Below are 16,302 nucleotides of genomic sequence, written 5' to 3' on the forward strand. Positions count from 1 at the left end.
AATAGCGTAGAAATATGGCAAATCAAGAGTAGGGGTTAGCAAAGCCTAGTTTTTGAAGAATTTGAATTTCTAGAGCCTCCATTTTTTTGGCGTCTCGCGCCAACTCATGGTCATGACCCTGTGCATGAAGGCAGCCGTGCACGATTAAATGAGCCAAATGTGCTTTTAATAACTTCCCTTGGTCTCTAGCTTCTTTCTGAAGTACCGGTAAGCATAAGATGATGTCTGAGATTAAAGTATTTTTTGAAAGCGCATAAGGAAAGGTAAGTACGTTGGTGGCGTAGTCTTTTTTTCGAAAAGTGAAGTTCAACTTCTTGCTTTCAGCAGCATTTACAAAGCGTAGAGTGATTAATCCATCAGTAGGCGTTGCGCTCTTTACCCACTTTTTTATTAAAGTAGCCGAGGCTACTTTATTGAGGTTGGACTCAATTGAAGGGCTTGCGTATTGCAAATCAATCACCAATTTGGGTGCAATGGTTTTGCTCTTAGTTGACATGAGGTTCTATTAATTCGCCTCTTAAAGTGTAGTTGAGGACCTCGGTAATGCGAATGTCTACCATCTGACCAATAAGATTTTCGATATCTTCATTTAGTGGTGCGAAATGAATGACGCGATTATTCTCAGAGCGTCCTTGTAAATTAATGCCATCCTTGGCAAGACCTTCAATTAAAACTTTTTCAATATTACCTAACATTTTTTGACTAATGTGGTTTGCTTGGTCTTCAACTAGCGCTAATAAAGTTTGAAGACGTTTGAGCTTAACTTCATATGGAGTGTCATCGCTCAAATTGGCAGCTGGAGTGCCGGGACGCGGACTAAAGATAAAGCAAAAGCTGTTATCAAAATTGAGCTCTTTCACCATCTTTAGTAACTTTTCAAAGTCAGCTTCTGTCTCGCCCGGAAAGCCCACAATGAAATCGCTAGAGAGTGTCAGGTCAGGGCGGACAGCGCGCATTTTACGAATGATGTTCTTGAATTCTAATGCGGTATAACCACGTTTCATTGCTGAGAGCATGGCATCAGATCCATGCTGTACAGGGAGATGTAAATGACTAACTAGCTTAGGGACTTTGGCGTAGACATCAATCAGGCGTTGTGTAAATTCTTTGGGGTGGCTGGTGGTAAAGCGAATGCGTTCTACACCGGGAATATCTGCAATATATTCAATCAGAAGAGCAAAGTCAGCGATTTCCTCTATATCAACCATCTTGCCAAGATAGGCATTCACATTTTGACCGAGTAAAATAATCTCTTTAACCCCTTTGCTAGCCAGTCCTGCCACTTCTGTCAGCACATCATCGAATGGTCTGGATACTTCTTCGCCACGGGTATAGGGAACAACACAGTAGCTGCAATATTTAGAGCAGCCCTCCATGATGGAAACATAGGCTGAGCCACGGGTTTGTCGTGTTGCAGGTAGATGATCAAATTTTTCAATTTCAGGGAAAGAGATATCAACTTGGGGGATCCCCGTTTCACGTCGTTGTGCAATCAGATCGGAGAGACGGTGTAATGTTTGCGGACCAAAAACAACATCTACATAAGGAGCACGACTAACTATTTGTTGACCCTCTTGACTAGCTACGCAACCACCAACACCAATTAATAAGTGAGGCTTCGTTTTTTTTAGTTCGCGTAGTCGGCCTAAATCCGAAAACACTTTATCTTCAGCTTTTTCTCTGATCGAACAGGTATTGAGAAGAACTACATCGGCATCTTCTGGCCGATCAGTCATGACCATGCCTTCATCGGCATGCAAAAGGTCTGCCATCTTGCCCGAGTCATACTCGTTCATTTGGCAACCAAAGGTTTTGATATAAAGCTTTTTCATATGCCGTTCTCAGGTTTATAGCTGGGGGCGAAGCTCAGATTTTACCGCCTAAGCGTTTGGTGTCCCTAGATGAGTCGATATGCCAAGATGGCTACTAGGGTAGGGGGTATGGCGCCCAACAATAAAAAGACGGCCGAAACTGCGCCATTGGGGAAATGGCTTCTCAGTATGGCAGTCCCTGCAGGATTAGGTGCATTGGCGATTACCGTCAAACCGCCGCCTGCAACCGCCCCGCCCACCAAAGCAAGCTTGAATTCTGGAGAAGTGCCGGTGACTAACGAGCCTAAATAGGTTAGGGCTGCATTGTCTGTAAAAGTGGTAAGAGCAAGACTGCCATAAAAAACTGCCGTTGGACTCATCATCTCCAGTATGGGTTGTAGCCACCACTCTTGTAGCGCACCCAATGCCACGAGGCCGCCCAAGAAAAAACCTACTAAAAGCGCCTCTTTCAAGATGAGCGGAGTTTGATATTTTGGATAAGCAGTTGTGTAGCCAATAAAGAAAAGCAAAATCCACACAAAAATAATGGGGTCATGCGCAAATACGACAACCCCACATAAGAATAATAGGTGTATCAGAATGACGGTCAGCGGAACTTTCACATCTTTTTTATCATTTTCAGGTCCAATTAACTGACGATGAAATAGAAGGGTGGCGGCTGTAGCATTAATAAAAATTGCGATGCAAGATTCAATGCCAAAGTTCGCAAACATGAATGCGGAACTCCATCCCCAAGTAGAAGCCACCATCAGAACAGGAGGTGCCGTAAAGTTAGTAAGCATTCCTCCGATCGATATGTTTACAAAGAGTACACCAAGCGTGCCAAATAAAAGTGCCTTAGAACATTGATGGCGATAAACTAAATCACGCAATAAAAATGCGGCCAAGGTCATAGCAGCAGGTTCGGTAATCACAGAGCCTAGGAGTGGAGTAATGCCTAGGGTTAAAAAATATAAAGCTGGTGCACTTCTAATTCGCAATAGACTCTGTATCAGATGTGACAACACATGCAAAATTTTCGTAGCAAAGAACAGGATAGGCTTGGTGCCCGACACAATCATGATGGCAAACACAAAAAGAGGTTCAGTGAAATTACGATGATTTAAAAAAGTTTTTGCTGTGTTGAGGTCATCGTACACAGAAATAAAAATCACTAGAATGGCAGCCCAAAATCCAAACACAATCTCAACCTCTCCTAGGAGGTGCCAAAGACCTGCATGTTGCACAGATTTTTTTGCAAGAGATTCAAAATAACCAGTACAAAAAGTATGCAAAACTGCAATTGCAAAGATAATGCTTGCGCTAAGTTCTATTGGGGTAAAGTTCATAGCAGAATGGTAGCAGGTGCGTGACTTGAGTAAAGCACTGTTAATTTAGGAGATTGTGATGAAATTAAAGATTGGACATCAAAAGCTGATTCAAAGCGCCATGTCTGAGATTGAGACGGTACCCCTAGAAAAAGCACAGCAATTTTTAGATGACCCCCATGCTTTGTAGATATTCGTGACTTACGCGAGTTAGAGCGGGATGGCATGATTCCGAATGCCTTCCACGCCCCAAGGAGGATGTTGGAGTTTTGGGTTGATCCCTGACAGCCCTTACTTCAAGCCAGTCTTTGGTGAGGGTAAGCGACTGATTTTGTATTGTGCATCTGCTTGGCGCTCATCGTTAGCCACACAAGCTTTACAAAGATTGGGTGTGCCCAATATTTGTCATTTAGAAGGTGAGTTTACCGCTTGGAAGAAGGCGCAACTCCCGGTAGAAGAAAAAGCTAGCAAGCCGTCAGCTGTTTAATACGCGGGCTTGCAATCAAAATAAATTGATTAATTATTAGGATTCATATGAAAAAGGTGGTCTCGCAATTTGGTGAGGGTCCACTTCAGCAGAAATTAACTGTTGGCGATACTCATTTTTTATCTGATGCTGAGGTATCTAAGGGTGGCTCTGGAACCGGACCCAGTCCTCACGAATTTCTTGGTGCAGCATTGGCAGCTTGTACTTCAATGACTTTAAAGATGTATGCAGGTCGTAAGTCAATGAAGTTAGACAATGCAATTGTGACAGTCGATATTGAACGTGCCGATGATATTGAAAAATTTTCTCGAGAAATTCAGTTGATTGGTGATCTTGGCGATGAAGAAAAAGGGCGTTTGTTAGAGATTGCAGACAAGTGCCCTATCCATAAAGCTTTGGTAGGTCAAATCCAAATAAAAACCCAGCTAGTAAATTAATTCCAGCTCTGGGTTGGATGCTTGACAGCTAGACCCTATTGGGCCGTTTAGTAAAGCTTAGTTAGGTGCGTTATTGGGTTGGTTATTTTTACCAACGTTGTAATTAGAACCTTCATTTATCTTATAGGCATCATATGCATAGCCTGATGCCGCACCTGCAGCAGCACCCACTACACCCCAAATTGGATTGCCGTGGAAAATGGCTGTGCCTACGCCGCCAACAACCGCATCAATGGATGCTCCTGAAAGAGCGCGTTGCTCTGTATTACTCATTCCGGAGCAGCCTGTAATTGCTACAGCAGCAGCTGTAATCGCGATAATTTTTTTCATATCATCAAATCCTTAAATATTTTGAATTGGCTCAGTGTTGCAGCTTATTTCTTAGCGCAAGGGAAGCGGGAGGCTAAGAAACCTAACACCACACCAGCAGCAGGTTTGTCAGCAGTTTGAGGATTTTCACCAGCCCACTTAACAAAATCAGCAATCACGGTATCGCGTTGTGGTGCTGGTTGCTTCACGCAAATAAATGGTTTTGCCCGTTGTGGGTGACGTGTTACTAAGTAAGCGTCATACACGCTGATTGTATAACCAATACAGAAACTGCGCGATTCTGGGCTTGCTGGTAATTTGCAAACATTGACGAGCTCTTGGGTACTGAGCACTTGGATTTTTTCTTCGGCTTGTGCGGCACCTGAAAATGCGCCAATAACAGCCATGGCAACGAGGAATTTCTTCATGGGTTCCCCCTTGGACATATGTTTAATTGATAATAAACTATCCAAACCACTTATTGGTGCACTAAATAGGTGTAGGATGCGCTCATTTAGGTTTTTTAATTCCCCATAATGATGCAAAAAATAAAAAGGGAAATTTCATGGAAACTTTGAAATCAGGAAGTGATGCTCTATTTATCTTGCTTGGTGCAATCATGGTTCTTGTCATGCATGCTGGTTTTGCATTTTTGGAGCTAGGAACTGTACGCAAGAAAAACCAAGTCAATGTTTTGGTCAAAATTTTGGTGGACTTTGCGGTCTCAACGATTGCATATTTTTTATCGGCTACAGCATTGCCTATGGTGTGAACTTTTTCTCTGGCGTAGAGTTGCTAGCCGAGAAGAATGGCTACGAGTTGGTGAAATTTTTCTTCTTACCCACCTTTGCTGCTGCAATCCCAGCAATTATTTCGGGTGGTATTGCAGAGCGCGCTAAATTTAATCCTCAGTTAATAGCCACCTTTGTATTGGTAGGTTTTGTATACCCCTTCTTCGAGGGGATTGCGTGGAATCAACACTACGGTATTCAGGCTTGGATTAAGGGTTTGACTGGCGAGGAGTTTCATGATTTTGCTGGGCCAGTTGTGGTGCATGCAGTGGGAGGCTAGATTGCTTTACTTGCCGTTATTCTTCTGGGGGCACGTCGCGGACGCTATACAAAAGAGGGTCAAATCTCCGCTCATCATCCTCCCTTAAGTATTCCCTTTCTGGCCTTAGGTGCATGGATTTTGGCGGTAGGCTGGTTTGGCTTTAACGTGATGAGTGCGCAAACCATCGACAAGATTAGCGGCCTGGTTGCGATGAACTCATTGATGGCGATGGTCGGCGCGGCACACTGGCTGCCTGGGTAGTGGGTCGTGACGACCCTAGGTTCACTTATAACGGCCCCCTCGACTAGTTGCTGTATGTGCCGGCTCAGATTTAATGCATCCTCTTGGTGCTTTGTTTGTTGGTCTAGTTGCAGGTGGCATTGGCGGTATTACGTTCACCGGTCAACTGATTGGTAGCGCCTTGGGTGTAGGTATAGCGTTGATCGGTGGATTTGTTGTGTACGGCGTGCTAAAAGCAGTCTTGGGTATTCGAATGTCGCAGGAAGAAGAGTAATGAAGGCGCTGATTTAAGTGTTTATCGCATTTCCTCAACCCCCGATCGCGAGCCAAACTGGTAATTTCATTAGCCTAAAGTCATTCATCTATAGCCTGATTCATACTTATAATGAGTCATGGCTATATCTGAACTAGACGGAAATGTCCTTCAATTAGCTGAGGGTGCTTGGGTTGCCGAGAGTGCTGAAGTCATCGGCAAAGTAGCGCTCCATGAAGACGCGAGCATTTGGCCCAAAGTAGTTATCCGTGGCGATAACGATCTTATTCAAATCGGAGCAGGCAGTAATGTGCAAGACGCATCTATTTTGCATACTGATCCCGGTTACCCGTTCATCATTGGTCAAGGTGCCACTGTTGGTCATCAGGCGATGCTTTACGGATGTCATATTGGGAATGGTAGTTTGATTGGAATTGGCGTAGTCATTTTGAATGGAGCCAAGATCGGTAAAACTGTTTGGTGGGTGCGGGCGCACTGGTAACCGAAGGTAAAAAATTTCCGGATGGTTCTATGATTTTAGGAACTCCCCGCAAAGGCGGTTAAAGAGTTAACGTTCGAACAAATTGCTGGGATTCATGATATTGCCAGGCGTTATGTTCAAAATGCACAGCATTATATCAAAACGTTCAAGAAAATTTCTTAACTCACCCACATTTAATTTTGCTCTACGTATTTAATGTAGTTTTACCTGTTTTTTTACTCATCTTTATTGGGTATGCGGCAGGTCGTTCGGGTAAGTTGGGGATCAATGCTTCGATTGAGCTTAACCGCTTTGTAGTGTGGTTAGCTCTACTAGCGTTGCTTTTCAAATTCGCTGCCAATAGTGGCTGGCAAACTCTATGGCAACCCGGATTTGTTACTGCATTTTTTCTGAGCTGTTTAATTGTTTTTATTTTGGTTCTATTGATCAGTTGGGTTCGTAATTGAGACTTGGCTGCAGCTAGCTTTGATGGTCTGAGTGCCTCTTATTCGAATACAGGATATATGGGCATTCCATTATGTGCGCTTGCTCTTGGTCAAGAAGGGTTGGCACCAGCAATTATTTCTACATTCATCGTATTTGTGATGTTTGCTCTAGCAACGGTTTTGATTGAGATTGGAATCCAGTCGCATAAAAAATCTCACGAGATTTTGTTGGGTGTCATTAAATCACTCTGTACTAATCCTTTGTTAATTGCTCCAGTTGCAGGTCTATTATGGGCATCAAGCGGTTTCACTTTGTATGAGCCCATATTGCACAAGTCATTGCATTTCTAGCGGCTGCTTCTACACCATGTGCTCTTGTGTCGATTGGATTATTTTTGATTCAAAAAAGCACGACTTCACCCACCCAGGCGTTGGGGCATTAGTTTGGCAAAATTAATTCTGCAGCCGTTGATAGCTTAGGTAATAGCTGGCCCTATATTGGGCTTATCTGATTTGTGGATTAGCTCAATCGTTATTCTGAGTGCCCTCCCCACGGGCACTGGTCCTTTTATGCTTGCTCAGTATTACAAGGCGGATGGTAGTGTTATTTCGCATGTGGTTTTGATAACTACTGTTTGCTCTTTGCTGACAATCTCATCATTTCTGTGGTGGAGTAACCGGATTTAATCCTTCGGCATCACTTTGCTTCTCCCACGATGCATCGACAAAAGCGGGTAATCTCATACATTCATGAAAAATGCTCATTAATGTGGGATAGGTATCCACATCTACTTTTGCACTCAGCGCATTAAATAGTTGAGGCACTAAACAGATTTCGATTAAGCCCGGTTGGTCGCCGTAGGCAAATTTACCTCTTCTAGAGTCGCCACTTAATTGCTTCTCGATACTTTCTAGTCCTATCTTGATCCAGTGCTGATACCACTCATCTTTGGCTTCATTACTAACGCCTAACTTTTTAATGAGATAGCGAAGTACGCGTTGATTGTTGAGCGGATGAATGTCGGAACAAATATCCATTGCCACCGAGCGAACCCAGGCTCGATCGATCGCTAGCGTTGGTAAGAGCGCAGGCTTTGTTTGAATCTCTTCAAGGTATTCAACGATTGCTAATGACTGGTGAATACTTTGCTTGCCATCTTCAAATAAAGGCACTAGGCGATTGGGATCTTTATTGCCATAAACCTCGGTCAATTGCTCGCCACCATTCTTGCTAAGGTGTACAGGAATCACTTCATATTCCAGGCCTTTGAGGTTGAGGGCAATTCGCACTCGAAATGCGGCAGAGCTACGCCAAAAGCTATAAAGCTTGGGAGTCATATCAATACCTTAATTGAATTCAAGACTCTAATAGTATATTGAGGATACTTAATCAGATCTGTATTTAGGCAAAAGGCGTTAGACTCATTTATATGCAAGATATTAATTTTTGGATTGGCATTGTCGCAACTATGGCCTTTGCGGTAACGGGAGTCTTGGCTATTGCAGGTTGTGGTGTCGATCTCTTTGGTGTGTTGGTGCTTGGTTTGATTACCGCGATTGGCGGCGGAACGATTCGCGACATTATTTTAGAGGTCCCCGTGTTCTGGTCTGAAAGCCAAATTTATGTTTAGCTTGCATTAGCTGCTAGCGTAATTACTTTCTTTGCAGAATCATTTTTTACACAGCCGCAAATTTATCGTTGGATGTTATACATTGATGGTTTTGGTGCAGCACTATTTGCAATACAGGGGGCTGACAAAGCATCGAACATGGATTTTGGTTTACCAGTTGCACCGGTAAACTTGGGAGTGATCACTGCCATTGGTGGTGACTTATTGCGCGACGTACTTGCTGGCAGAAAAACGCTGCTAATGTCACATGAGCTTTATGCAATTCCAGTGACATTAGGGTGTTGTGCATATGTTCTGATATTAAATTTCATGCCCCAGTTTGTAGTCGAGGGCTCAGTCATTTGCATGCTCGGTATATTTGGGTTGCGCGCAGCCGCAATTCACTGGAATCTGCGCGTGCCCAAAATGTTCATAACTAAAACGCGCTAACTGCTCCATCGCTACGAGGATCTCAGCCACCTCGCCAGGTGCCTGAAGGGTCGCGAATAATACAACCCATGCCCTACGGTCTCGTCAAAAGCATCTAGCATTTCAATCTCATGACCTAAGGCATGCAATTCTTTTGCTACCTAAGGACTAAAGCGTGATTCAAGTTTTAAGCTGTCACTGGTTTGACCCCAAGTGCGGCCAAGTAACCAGCGTGGACGACTAATCGCATCTTGTGGATCTAGGCCGTAAGTGGCAGTCCGTGTGAAGACTGCACATTGGGTTTGTGGTTGTTCATCTCCACCCATCGTTCCATAAACCATTGAACGACCATCTTTAAACAACGCCATCGCTGGATTGAGTATGTGGAACGGTTTTCTGTAGGGCTCAAGATGATTGAGTGTTTTTGGATCCAAAGAAAAGCTGCAGCCTCGGTTTTGCCAATTCACACCAGACTGAGGTAAAACAATGCCCCAGAGGATTTTCTTGAAGAGCTTCCAGTCAATAACAGGGCGTGCTTCTGGTGGTGGTGTTGGTACATCTTGCGGTCTAAAGATGGACAAAAAGAAGATGAATAAGCAGAATAAAACCACTTAAATAATGGATGGACCAATTGCGCCGGCATACATGTCGCCTACGGATTTACCTAATTGATCAGCTAACACAATTAAGACGAGTGATGGCGGAATTAGTTGGGTAATCGTGCCGGATGCAGCAATCACACCGGTTGCAACACGTGGGTTATAGCCATAGCGCAACATGATTGGCAGGGAGATCAAACCCATGGCAATAACTGAAGCAGCAACGGTGCCGGTAATGGCACCCAAAATTGCACCAACAATAATGACTGTATACGCTAATCCACCACGAATAGGACCAAATAATTGACCTAAGCCTTCAAGCATATCTTCGGCTAAACCACACTTCTCCAGAATCGCTCCCATAAAGGTGAAAAAGGGAATCGATAGCAATAAGTCATTCGAGAGAATTCCGAATACTCTATCAGGTAGCGCTTGTAAGAAGGTGGGCTGGAACATGCCCATTTCAATGCCGATGAATGAGAAAAATAAGCCAACAGTACCAAGTGAGAACGCGGCTGGATATCCGAGTAATAAAAATACAATCAATCCCCTAAACATGATGGGGGCCATCAAATCTTGGCTAATCATTGGAGGGGTCTTTCGTATTTAGGATCGATCTGAATCATGCCAATAATGGCTGCGTAACGCTTGATGACTTCTGAGATACCCTGCAGTGTTAACAAGAAAAAGCCTAAAGTGATCACACCACGGACTGGCCAACGAATCAAACCGCCAGGATTACTCGAGGTTTCGGCTTGAATAATCGAGGTGATAAAGAATTCCCAGGAGTAGTAGCCAATAATGATGGTCATGGGTAGGAAGAAAACAATCCCTCCCCAGAAATCTAACCAGAGACGAACTTTATTGGGATATAAGGCATAGAGAACCGTCGACTCGAACGTGCTCATTTAGGCGGAATGTGGTGGCTGCACCAAACATCACCATACCTGCAAACAAATACCATTGCGCTTCTAACCAACCGTTTGAGCTGATGTTAAAGCCGTACCGAATTAGCGCATTCGCAGTGCTAACCAGTACGGCAATAAGAACCATCCAACTTGCTAAAACTCCAAAACGGTCATTTAGGCGATCAATGAAATTTGCAAAAACTAAAAATTATTTTGGCATTTCAGTTGCTTGCTTAAAGTTTATTTGACGGGATTGGTTAGCATGAAGCTCATGAGAGTTTGTTCAGCAACCTTGTTCCACAGCATTTGATCGTTGCGGAATTTTTTCCAAAGCTCGTAAATTTTCTTGAAGGATGGATTTTTAGCCGCCTCTTCTTCATGCATTTCGAAGGCGGCATTAATTAGATGCGGCTTTCATAATTTCTGTTGAGTAGGGCTGCAGCTTAACGCCATTCTTAATCAAGCTTTGCAAGGCGATTGGGTTTTTGTAATCGTACTCGGCCATCATGTCGATGTTGCATTCAGCGCATGCTGAAGCAAGTGCTTCCTGATATTGCTTGGGTAGCTTTTCCCATTCCTTAATGTTGACGTACATGGAATACATCGAGCAAGCTTCCCATCAACCTGGGTAGTAGTAAGGAGCAATCTTGTAGAAGCCTAATTTTTCGTCGTCATAAGGACCAACCCACTCAGCGGCATCAATCATACCTTTTTCAAGGGCTGGGTAAATATCTCCACCAGCAATTTGTTGCGGAATTGCGCCTAAGCGAGACATCACTTTCACCGCCCAGTCCGGCAATACGCATCTTGAGACCTTTGAGGTCAGCAACAGCTTTCACTGGCTTTTTAAACCATCCGCCCATTTGGGTGTCGGTATTACCTGCCGGGAAGGAGATAATGTTGTAGTCACGCAAGAATTCGCGTTGGAGCTTAAGACCACCTCCCCAATGCATCCAGGCATTTTGTTGGCGCTGATTCATGCCAAATGGAACGGTGGTATCAAAAGCAAAAGTCTTATTTTTGCCAACAAAGTAGTAGCCGGCTGTATGGGTGCACTCCACAGTACCTTGTTGAACTGCATCTACGGTACCAAACGCAGGAACAATTTCGCCTGCACCAAAAATACGGATCTGAAACTTGCCGTCAGTAAGGGCGGCTACTCGTTTTGCAATAAATTCTCCACCCCCATAAATCGTATCCAAGCTTTTGGGAAAACTAGAGGCGCAGCGCCATTTCATCTCTGGCATGGATTGTGCAATTGCTGGTGCGGCCAATACGCCTGCGGCAGCGCCAAGTGCGGTTTTACCTAAAAAGTCACGTCTTTTCATTTGACTTGTTTCTTATGTAATATTTATTTGGCGGCATTTTTAGTAATGCCTTTTTAATAACTTCAGAGACTTATTAAATAGAAGTGCAAACAGACAAAACAAAGGAATTGTACTTAGTTTGCCCAATATGCACCTAGCTTGTGCATATTGCTAGGAAATAGTGTAAATCCATGAAATGATCATGGATTTAGAGCGTTGCATCAAATCCACATTTTTCTGGAAAACCCCGAGTTGATTTGATGGGGAATTACCCATAAGTAATGGATTTCTTTGAATTTTTTCCAAGCATAATCGACCCGTTGTTTTTTATTTATTAAAAATAGTTAGGAGCTACTGATGTCAACATCAACTAAAGCAGCCCCAATGACCGCTGAAGAACGCAAAGTTATTTTTGCTTCCTCTTTAGGTACGGTTTTTGAGTGGTATGACTTTTATCTTTACGGTTCTTTGGCTGCCGTTATTGCCAAGCAGTTTTTCTCAGGCTTAGATGCTGGTTCTGCCTTCATTTTCGCTTTGTTAGCGTTTGCTGCTGGTTTCATCGTGCGTCCATTCGGCGCGTTGGTGTTCGGTCGCTTAGGCGATTTGATTGGTCGTAATATACCTTCTTGGTAACCATCTTATTGATGGGTGGCGCGACCTTCATCGTGGGTATTCTGCCTAACTACGCAACTATCGGTGTTGCTGCTCCAGTAATCTTGATTGCATTACGTATGCTTCAAGGTTTGGCTTTGGGCGGTGAGTACGGTGGTGCTGCTACTTATGTGGCAGAGCATGCTCCTCATGGTCGTCGTGGTGCTTACACAGCTTGGATTCAAACAACAGCTACATTAGGTTTGTTCCTTTCCTTGCTCGTGATTTTGTTCACACGTGAATTCACTGGTCCAGACTTTGACGTTTGGGGTTGGCGTGTTCCTTTCATCGTTTCTATCGCATTGTTGGCGGTTTCTGTATGGATTCGTTTGTCCATGAATGAATCTCCAGCTTTCAAGAAGATGAAAGAAGAAGGCAAATTATCTAAAGCTCCTTTGTCCGAGTCATTTGGCCAATGGAAGAACTTGAAGATTGTTATCTTGGCATTGTTTGGTCTGGTTGCAGGTCAAGCGGTGGTTTAGTACACAGGTCAGTTCTACGCTTTGTTCTACCTCACACAAGTATTGAAAGTAGATGCTAAGACTGCAAACTTGTTGATTGCTGCTTCATTGGTAATCGGCACACCATTCTTTGTGATCTTCGGTAGCTTGTCTGACAAGATCGGCCGTAAAGTGATCATCATGGGCGGTTTGTTATTGGCTGTAATTACTTACATCCCTAACGCTCCAGTTTCCGTGTTTAACGCTTTGACACACTTTGCTAACCCAGCGTTGGAAAAGGCAATGGCAACTTCACCAGCAACAATTACTGCTGATGTGAATGAATGTACATTCCAATTCAACCCAACTGGTACTGCTAAGTTCACCAGTTCTTGCGATATCGCAAAACAAGTGATGGCGTCTAACTCTGCTAGCTACAGCACTATCCCTGGTCCTGCAGGTGGTTTGGCTGTTGTGAAGATTGGCGATACAGAAAGCACTGGTTACACACCAATTGGTATGGATCCAGCGGCTGCTAAAGCTAAAGATGCTGAGTTTAAAAAGCAAATTCGCGAAGCGTTGAATGCTGCTGGCTATCCAGCTAAAGCTGACCCATCACAAATTAACTATGTAGCTGTATTGCTCTTGTTGGTGTATTTGGTGATCTTGGTAACCATGGTTTATGGTCCAATCGCTGCAATGTTGGTTGAGATGTTCCCAACTCGCATTCGTTACACCTCTATGTCATTGCCATACCACATTGGTAACGGTTGGTTCGGTGGCTTGTTGCCAACGATCTCCTTCGCCTTGGTAGCGCAAAATGGTAGCATTTACTACGGTCTCTGGTACCCAATCATCATCGCTGCGATGACATTGGTAGTTGGTACACTGTTTGTACGTGAAACTAAAGACGTAGATATTTACGCACGTGACTAAGAAGGTTTAGTCTGCTTCAACTAAGAAACCCGATCAGAAATGGTCGGGTTTCTTATTCCCACAAATCTTTTTGATTGCGGTTTGTTCAGTAGTTTTTGATTTTGCTGGGCAATAGAAGTCTCTCTTGCACCTGGAATTAGGGTAATTTCAGCGCCAGCAGATAGCACTCCAGTTTTTAATACCTTAGATACCATCCGCTAAAGCCGGATTGGAGCATCGCTTTTGCTGCCCTTTGTATGCAAACTTGGCGTTGAATTTGAAACAAGGTTCACGTAATTTGACGACGACAAATTTCAATTCTCCAATGTGCAATTGGTCTCCAACAAAGACATCAGTTTCAACCAAGCCTTCAATAGTAAAGTTTTCGCCCATGGCACCGTATTGCAAATTAACGGGTTTCTTCGTTTCGCGCATCAGTAGCTCATTCCAAAAAGTGTAGTGCTCTGGCGGGGTAAACGTAGACAGCTTTTTCAATACCCCCATGCACACTGAGATCTGCTTGCTCATCTCCTTTTATGCCAAGAGTAGTAATCTCACAACTGAGTTAGGATTTTCTAAAGTGCTGATTGCCTTTTTATGAATCGTGGACGCAACTGATTTGTAGTTGGGATGGTGATTGCCAAATAAGGGGGTTACCTTACCGGCAGATATGGAAAGAAGTTTCATGTAATTTGCTTCTTTTTTAGTAGCGACAACGGGCATCACTTTTGTATTTGGTATAGAACCAGACGCCAGGCTCGTTATCGCTGGAGTATTGGGTGTCATAAACGATGCAATTAGCCTCCGATGGGTATTTGGTTATAAAGACTTTTGCGTTGGCTTCCGATGGGTAGTTGGTGACAAAGATTTGGGCAGCAAATGCACTCATGGGCGCCAAGCCACTCAAAATGGCTGAGAATAAGAGGTAGCATAGTCGCGTGTTCATATATATATCTTACGATCTTTGATAAGGTATTCTAGAAATTGAGTGAGTCAATATCTGACTCAAGCTTACTATTTTGGTAAGTGATTACGGTTATCAACGTCTTACCATGGAAAACGACTTAATTCTTTTTGCAATCCCGATCTTTATTATTCTCATTTTGGTGGACAGTATTTATGGGATTTCTATGAAAAGAAATACCTATTAAGTTAACGACACCATTAGCAATCTCAGTCAGGGATTGATTAGTCTGGCAGTGGCCATTTGCACGCCATTCTTTCAAATTGGCGCCTGTGAAATAATTTCTGGGTGGATTGGTGATACTTCTACTTTTTCTATTTGGCATCATTGGTATGGCTGGCTAATCGCCTTATTAATGTATGACTTTTTGGATTATTGGTTACACAGGGTTAGTCATCAGCGTGCCTTTTTCTGGGGTTCCCATGTAGTCCATCAGCAAAGTCAGTTTTTTAATTTTTCTACCGCTCTTAGGCAGGAAAGTTTGTTCTCAATAGTAGGTTGCTTTTTCTTTTTCCCAATGGCCTTACTAGGCATACCGCCTTACCAATTTGCTGTGATTAGTGTTATTGCGCTACTTTATCAATTTTGGCTTCATACGGAGCATATTGGTAAGTTGGGTTGGTTTGATTCCATTTTTTCTTCCCCCAGTAATTATCGCGTACACCATGCGATTAATGATGAATATATTGATAAAAATTTCGGTGCGATTTTGATTGTTTGGGACCGCATTTTTGGAACCTATCAAAGAGAAGAAGCAAGGTGTATTTACGGAACCAAAACCCCGCTGAATAGTTGGAATCCTCTTAAGGCGCTTTGCGTTGCCTATTACGATACATTTAGAAAAGCTGTTCGGTTAAAGGCTTTATGAATAAATTACGAGCTTTTTACAAGGGGCCTAGCTGGTTATCCGATACCACTAGCGTAGAAGGTGATAAATACAGCACCATTAGTATCGAAATCTACAACCCACCAGTGAGAAGGAGTGGATATTTTTTTGCCGGCGGTTTGCTCGTAGCGACATTCTTTTTTGTTTGTCTTTTGATGATCTCGGTAGATGAGCTTAGCTATTTTCATAAAGCAGCGGGTTTGATAGCGATTCTTTCGAGTTTATATTGCGCTAGTTTTTACATGGAATCCAAGGAGACGCGTTCCTGGATTATTGGCGACTTTCTTTCGCCAATTCATTCAGAAAGTAAATAATGTTTTTGCGTTGCAGATTTGCCTTAGTAGTACTTTTCGCCATGCTGAGCCAGAGCGCAAACGCCAAGTGGGATGAAGAGCGAGATATGACCACTAATGGCAAAGAGGAGTTGGTTTATTGCTGCAAGATCAATGAGCAGGGACAAAAGCTTGTATTAGACAAATATGTAAAACGCTTAATTTTTATACGTTCTGATAAGTTCTATAAGCGCTCAATTAAACAAATTAAGATTGATGGAGAGTTGGTGGACGTCACAAGTGACCCATTTTCTCGATACCCAGAGCAAACGGCGATTGTTTTTGATAATAAGGATGAAGTGCTAAAGAGGTTATTTTTAGCCAAAAAAATAGAATTTAATGTCCTGTATGGGCGTGAAGAGGGCGTCAGTACCTTTTTGATTAAATAAGCCGGTTTAGTTAGCTTGCCGGGCATT

19 protein-coding genes and 6 pseudogenes are annotated in these 16,302 nt (G+C 43.3%); 12 read left to right on the forward strand and 13 right to left on the reverse strand.

Features of this window, described 5'->3' with window-relative positions; genetic code table 11:
* Window positions 1-22: 22 nt before the first annotated feature.
* From ybeY to DXE37_RS01315, 3 genes are all read right to left on the reverse strand, one after another.
* Window positions 23-496, reverse strand: a complete 474-nt coding sequence (gene ybeY / locus DXE37_RS01305) for an rRNA maturation RNase YbeY (protein WP_114636320.1) — start codon at window positions 494-496, stop codon at window positions 23-25.
* Entirely contained in the window at window positions 486-1,832 is a 1,347-nt protein-coding gene (gene miaB, locus DXE37_RS01310; protein ID WP_114636321.1) for a tRNA (N6-isopentenyl adenosine(37)-C2)-methylthiotransferase MiaB, read from the reverse strand. Before miaB ends, ybeY begins: the two co-directional genes overlap by 11 nt.
* 65 nt (window positions 1,833-1,897) lie before the next feature.
* A complete protein-coding gene (locus DXE37_RS01315; RefSeq protein WP_114636322.1) occupies window positions 1,898-3,160 on the reverse strand; it encodes a putative Na+/H+ antiporter in 1,263 nt (420 codons plus the stop codon).
* A gap of 58 nt (window positions 3,161-3,218) precedes the next feature.
* Here DXE37_RS01315 and DXE37_RS01320 point away from each other — a divergent pair.
* Window positions 3,219-3,626 (forward strand): annotated as a pseudogene (locus DXE37_RS01320) (rhodanese-like domain-containing protein).
* A gap of 47 nt (window positions 3,627-3,673) precedes the next feature.
* The gene (locus DXE37_RS01325; protein WP_114636323.1) at window positions 3,674-4,063 is read left to right on the forward strand and encodes an OsmC family protein; all 390 of its coding nucleotides are present in this window, start codon (window positions 3,674-3,676) and stop codon (window positions 4,061-4,063) included.
* 57 nt (window positions 4,064-4,120) lie between these two features.
* On the opposite strand, the gene DXE37_RS01330 is transcribed toward DXE37_RS01325, so the two are convergent.
* On the reverse strand, window positions 4,121-4,393 hold the full coding sequence (locus tag DXE37_RS01330; RefSeq protein ID WP_114636324.1) for a hypothetical protein: 273 nt from the start codon (window positions 4,391-4,393) through the stop codon (window positions 4,121-4,123).
* Window positions 4,394-4,437: 44 nt separating this feature from the next.
* Window positions 4,438-4,800: a Rap1a/Tai family immunity protein gene (locus tag DXE37_RS01335; RefSeq protein ID WP_114637499.1), complete on the reverse strand. Its 363-nt coding sequence runs from the start codon at window positions 4,798-4,800 to the stop codon at window positions 4,438-4,440.
* Between the two features lie 137 nt (window positions 4,801-4,937).
* Between DXE37_RS01335 and DXE37_RS01340 the strand changes: the two are divergent.
* The 4 genes and pseudogenes from DXE37_RS01340 (at window position 4,938) to DXE37_RS14170 (ending at window position 7,532) form a co-directional block, all read left to right on the forward strand.
* Window positions 4,938-6,003: pseudogene (locus DXE37_RS01340) on the forward strand (ammonium transporter).
* Window positions 6,004-6,057: 54 nt separating this feature from the next.
* A pseudogene (locus tag DXE37_RS01345) lies at window positions 6,058-6,582 on the forward strand (gamma carbonic anhydrase family protein).
* Between the two features lie 287 nt (window positions 6,583-6,869).
* Window positions 6,870-7,196, forward strand: coding sequence for an AEC family transporter (locus DXE37_RS11050; RefSeq protein ID WP_197713034.1), 327 nt, complete (start codon window positions 6,870-6,872; stop codon window positions 7,194-7,196).
* Between the two features lie 147 nt (window positions 7,197-7,343).
* Window positions 7,344-7,532 (forward strand): AEC family transporter, encoded by a 189-nt coding sequence (locus DXE37_RS14170; RefSeq protein WP_197713035.1) that lies wholly within the window; start codon window positions 7,344-7,346, stop codon window positions 7,530-7,532.
* Here the strand turns inward: DXE37_RS14170 and maiA are convergent.
* Complete coding sequence (gene maiA, locus DXE37_RS01355) at window positions 7,503-8,183, reverse strand: maleylacetoacetate isomerase (RefSeq protein WP_114636325.1); 681 nt, start codon at window positions 8,181-8,183, stop codon at window positions 7,503-7,505. The genes DXE37_RS14170 and maiA overlap by 30 nt on opposite strands.
* Before the next feature lie 92 nt (window positions 8,184-8,275).
* Between maiA and DXE37_RS11980 the strand changes: the two genes are divergently transcribed.
* Together DXE37_RS11980 and DXE37_RS11985 are read left to right on the forward strand one after the other, a co-directional pair.
* Complete coding sequence (locus DXE37_RS11980) at window positions 8,276-8,476, forward strand: trimeric intracellular cation channel family protein (protein ID WP_231970893.1); 201 nt, start codon at window positions 8,276-8,278, stop codon at window positions 8,474-8,476.
* A gap of 72 nt (window positions 8,477-8,548) precedes the next feature.
* Complete coding sequence (locus DXE37_RS11985; RefSeq protein ID WP_231970910.1) at window positions 8,549-8,905, forward strand: trimeric intracellular cation channel family protein; 357 nt, start codon at window positions 8,549-8,551, stop codon at window positions 8,903-8,905.
* A gap of 22 nt (window positions 8,906-8,927) precedes the next feature.
* Here DXE37_RS11985 and DXE37_RS11060 read toward each other — a convergent pair.
* The 4 genes and pseudogenes from DXE37_RS11060 to DXE37_RS01375 form a co-directional block, all read right to left on the reverse strand.
* Window positions 8,928-10,068: pseudogene (locus tag DXE37_RS11060) on the reverse strand (TRAP transporter large permease).
* Window positions 10,068-10,391, reverse strand: a complete 324-nt coding sequence (locus DXE37_RS01370) for a TRAP transporter small permease subunit (RefSeq protein WP_231970913.1) — start codon at window positions 10,389-10,391, stop codon at window positions 10,068-10,070. Before DXE37_RS01370 ends, DXE37_RS11060 begins: the two are co-directional and overlap by 1 nt.
* Window positions 10,345-10,536 (reverse strand): TRAP transporter small permease subunit, encoded by a 192-nt coding sequence (locus tag DXE37_RS11990; RefSeq protein ID WP_231970923.1) that lies wholly within the window; start codon window positions 10,534-10,536, stop codon window positions 10,345-10,347. Before DXE37_RS11990 ends, DXE37_RS01370 begins: the two co-directional genes overlap by 47 nt.
* A 95-nt stretch (window positions 10,537-10,631) precedes the next feature.
* Window positions 10,632-11,719, reverse strand: a pseudogene (locus tag DXE37_RS01375) (TRAP transporter substrate-binding protein).
* 336 nt (window positions 11,720-12,055) lie between these two features.
* Between DXE37_RS01375 and DXE37_RS01380 the strand changes: the two are divergent.
* Window positions 12,056-13,725: pseudogene (locus tag DXE37_RS01380) on the forward strand (MFS transporter).
* A gap of 183 nt (window positions 13,726-13,908) precedes the next feature.
* On the opposite strand, the gene DXE37_RS11065 reads toward DXE37_RS01380, so the two are convergent.
* From DXE37_RS11065 to DXE37_RS01390, 3 genes are read right to left on the reverse strand one after another with little or no spacing between them, the layout of a single operon-like run.
* A complete protein-coding gene (locus DXE37_RS11065) occupies window positions 13,909-14,232 on the reverse strand; it encodes an MOSC domain-containing protein (protein WP_197713036.1) in 324 nt (107 codons plus the stop codon).
* Window positions 14,233-14,238: 6 nt separating this feature from the next.
* On the reverse strand, window positions 14,239-14,391 hold the full coding sequence (locus DXE37_RS11070) for a hypothetical protein (protein ID WP_197713037.1): 153 nt from the start codon (window positions 14,389-14,391) through the stop codon (window positions 14,239-14,241).
* 16 nt (window positions 14,392-14,407) lie between these two features.
* Window positions 14,408-14,650 (reverse strand): hypothetical protein, encoded by a 243-nt coding sequence (locus tag DXE37_RS01390; RefSeq protein ID WP_114636326.1) that lies wholly within the window; start codon window positions 14,648-14,650, stop codon window positions 14,408-14,410.
* Between the two features lie 238 nt (window positions 14,651-14,888).
* Between DXE37_RS01390 and DXE37_RS01395 the strand changes: the two genes are divergently transcribed.
* Genes DXE37_RS01395 through DXE37_RS01405 form a run of 3 tightly spaced genes read left to right on the forward strand, consistent with a single transcriptional unit; the run spans window position 14,889 to window position 16,275 of the window.
* Complete coding sequence (locus DXE37_RS01395) at window positions 14,889-15,536, forward strand: sterol desaturase family protein (RefSeq protein WP_114636327.1); 648 nt, start codon at window positions 14,889-14,891, stop codon at window positions 15,534-15,536.
* Entirely contained in the window at window positions 15,533-15,868 is a 336-nt protein-coding gene (locus DXE37_RS01400; protein ID WP_114636328.1) for a hypothetical protein, read from the forward strand. The genes DXE37_RS01395 and DXE37_RS01400 overlap by 4 nt, the downstream gene beginning before the upstream one ends.
* Window positions 15,869-15,909: 41 nt before the next feature.
* A complete protein-coding gene (locus DXE37_RS01405; RefSeq protein WP_197713038.1) occupies window positions 15,910-16,275 on the forward strand; it encodes a hypothetical protein in 366 nt (121 codons plus the stop codon).
* Window positions 16,276-16,302 lie beyond the last annotated feature (27 nt).

This window comes from Polynucleobacter necessarius (assembly GCF_900095205.1).
Classification (GTDB): Bacteria; Pseudomonadota; Gammaproteobacteria; order Burkholderiales; family Burkholderiaceae; genus Polynucleobacter; species Polynucleobacter necessarius_E.

Coding starts and splice junctions, on each gene's coding strand:
- ybeY (WP_114636320.1), bottom strand. CDS start 496: ATGTCAACTAAGAGCAAAACCATTGCACCCAAATTGGTGATTGATTTG.
- miaB (WP_114636321.1), bottom strand. CDS start 1,832: ATGAAAAAGCTTTATATCAAAACCTTTGGTTGCCAAATGAACGAGTAT.
- DXE37_RS01315 (WP_114636322.1), bottom strand. CDS start 3,160: ATGAACTTTACCCCAATAGAACTTAGCGCAAGCATTATCTTTGCAATT.
- DXE37_RS01325 (WP_114636323.1), top strand. CDS start 3,674: ATGAAAAAGGTGGTCTCGCAATTTGGTGAGGGTCCACTTCAGCAGAAA.
- DXE37_RS01330 (WP_114636324.1), bottom strand. CDS start 4,393: ATGAAAAAAATTATCGCGATTACAGCTGCTGCTGTAGCAATTACAGGC.
- DXE37_RS01335 (WP_114637499.1), bottom strand. CDS start 4,800: ATGAAGAAATTCCTCGTTGCCATGGCTGTTATTGGCGCATTTTCAGGT.
- maiA (WP_114636325.1), bottom strand. CDS start 8,183: ATGACTCCCAAGCTTTATAGCTTTTGGCGTAGCTCTGCCGCATTTCGA.
- DXE37_RS11980 (WP_231970893.1), top strand. CDS start 8,276: ATGCAAGATATTAATTTTTGGATTGGCATTGTCGCAACTATGGCCTTT.
- DXE37_RS11985 (WP_231970910.1), top strand. CDS start 8,549: ATGTTATACATTGATGGTTTTGGTGCAGCACTATTTGCAATACAGGGG.
- DXE37_RS01370 (WP_231970913.1), bottom strand. CDS start 10,391: ATGAGCACGTTCGAGTCGACGGTTCTCTATGCCTTATATCCCAATAAA.
- DXE37_RS11990 (WP_231970923.1), bottom strand. CDS start 10,536: ATGGTTCTTATTGCCGTACTGGTTAGCACTGCGAATGCGCTAATTCGG.
- DXE37_RS11065 (WP_197713036.1), bottom strand. CDS start 14,232: ATGAGCAAGCAGATCTCAGTGTGCATGGGGGTATTGAAAAAGCTGTCT.
- DXE37_RS11070 (WP_197713037.1), bottom strand. CDS start 14,391: ATGAAACTTCTTTCCATATCTGCCGGTAAGGTAACCCCCTTATTTGGC.
- DXE37_RS01390 (WP_114636326.1), bottom strand. CDS start 14,650: ATGAACACGCGACTATGCTACCTCTTATTCTCAGCCATTTTGAGTGGC.
- DXE37_RS01400 (WP_114636328.1), top strand. CDS start 15,533: ATGAATAAATTACGAGCTTTTTACAAGGGGCCTAGCTGGTTATCCGAT.
- DXE37_RS01405 (WP_197713038.1), top strand. CDS start 15,910: ATGCTGAGCCAGAGCGCAAACGCCAAGTGGGATGAAGAGCGAGATATG.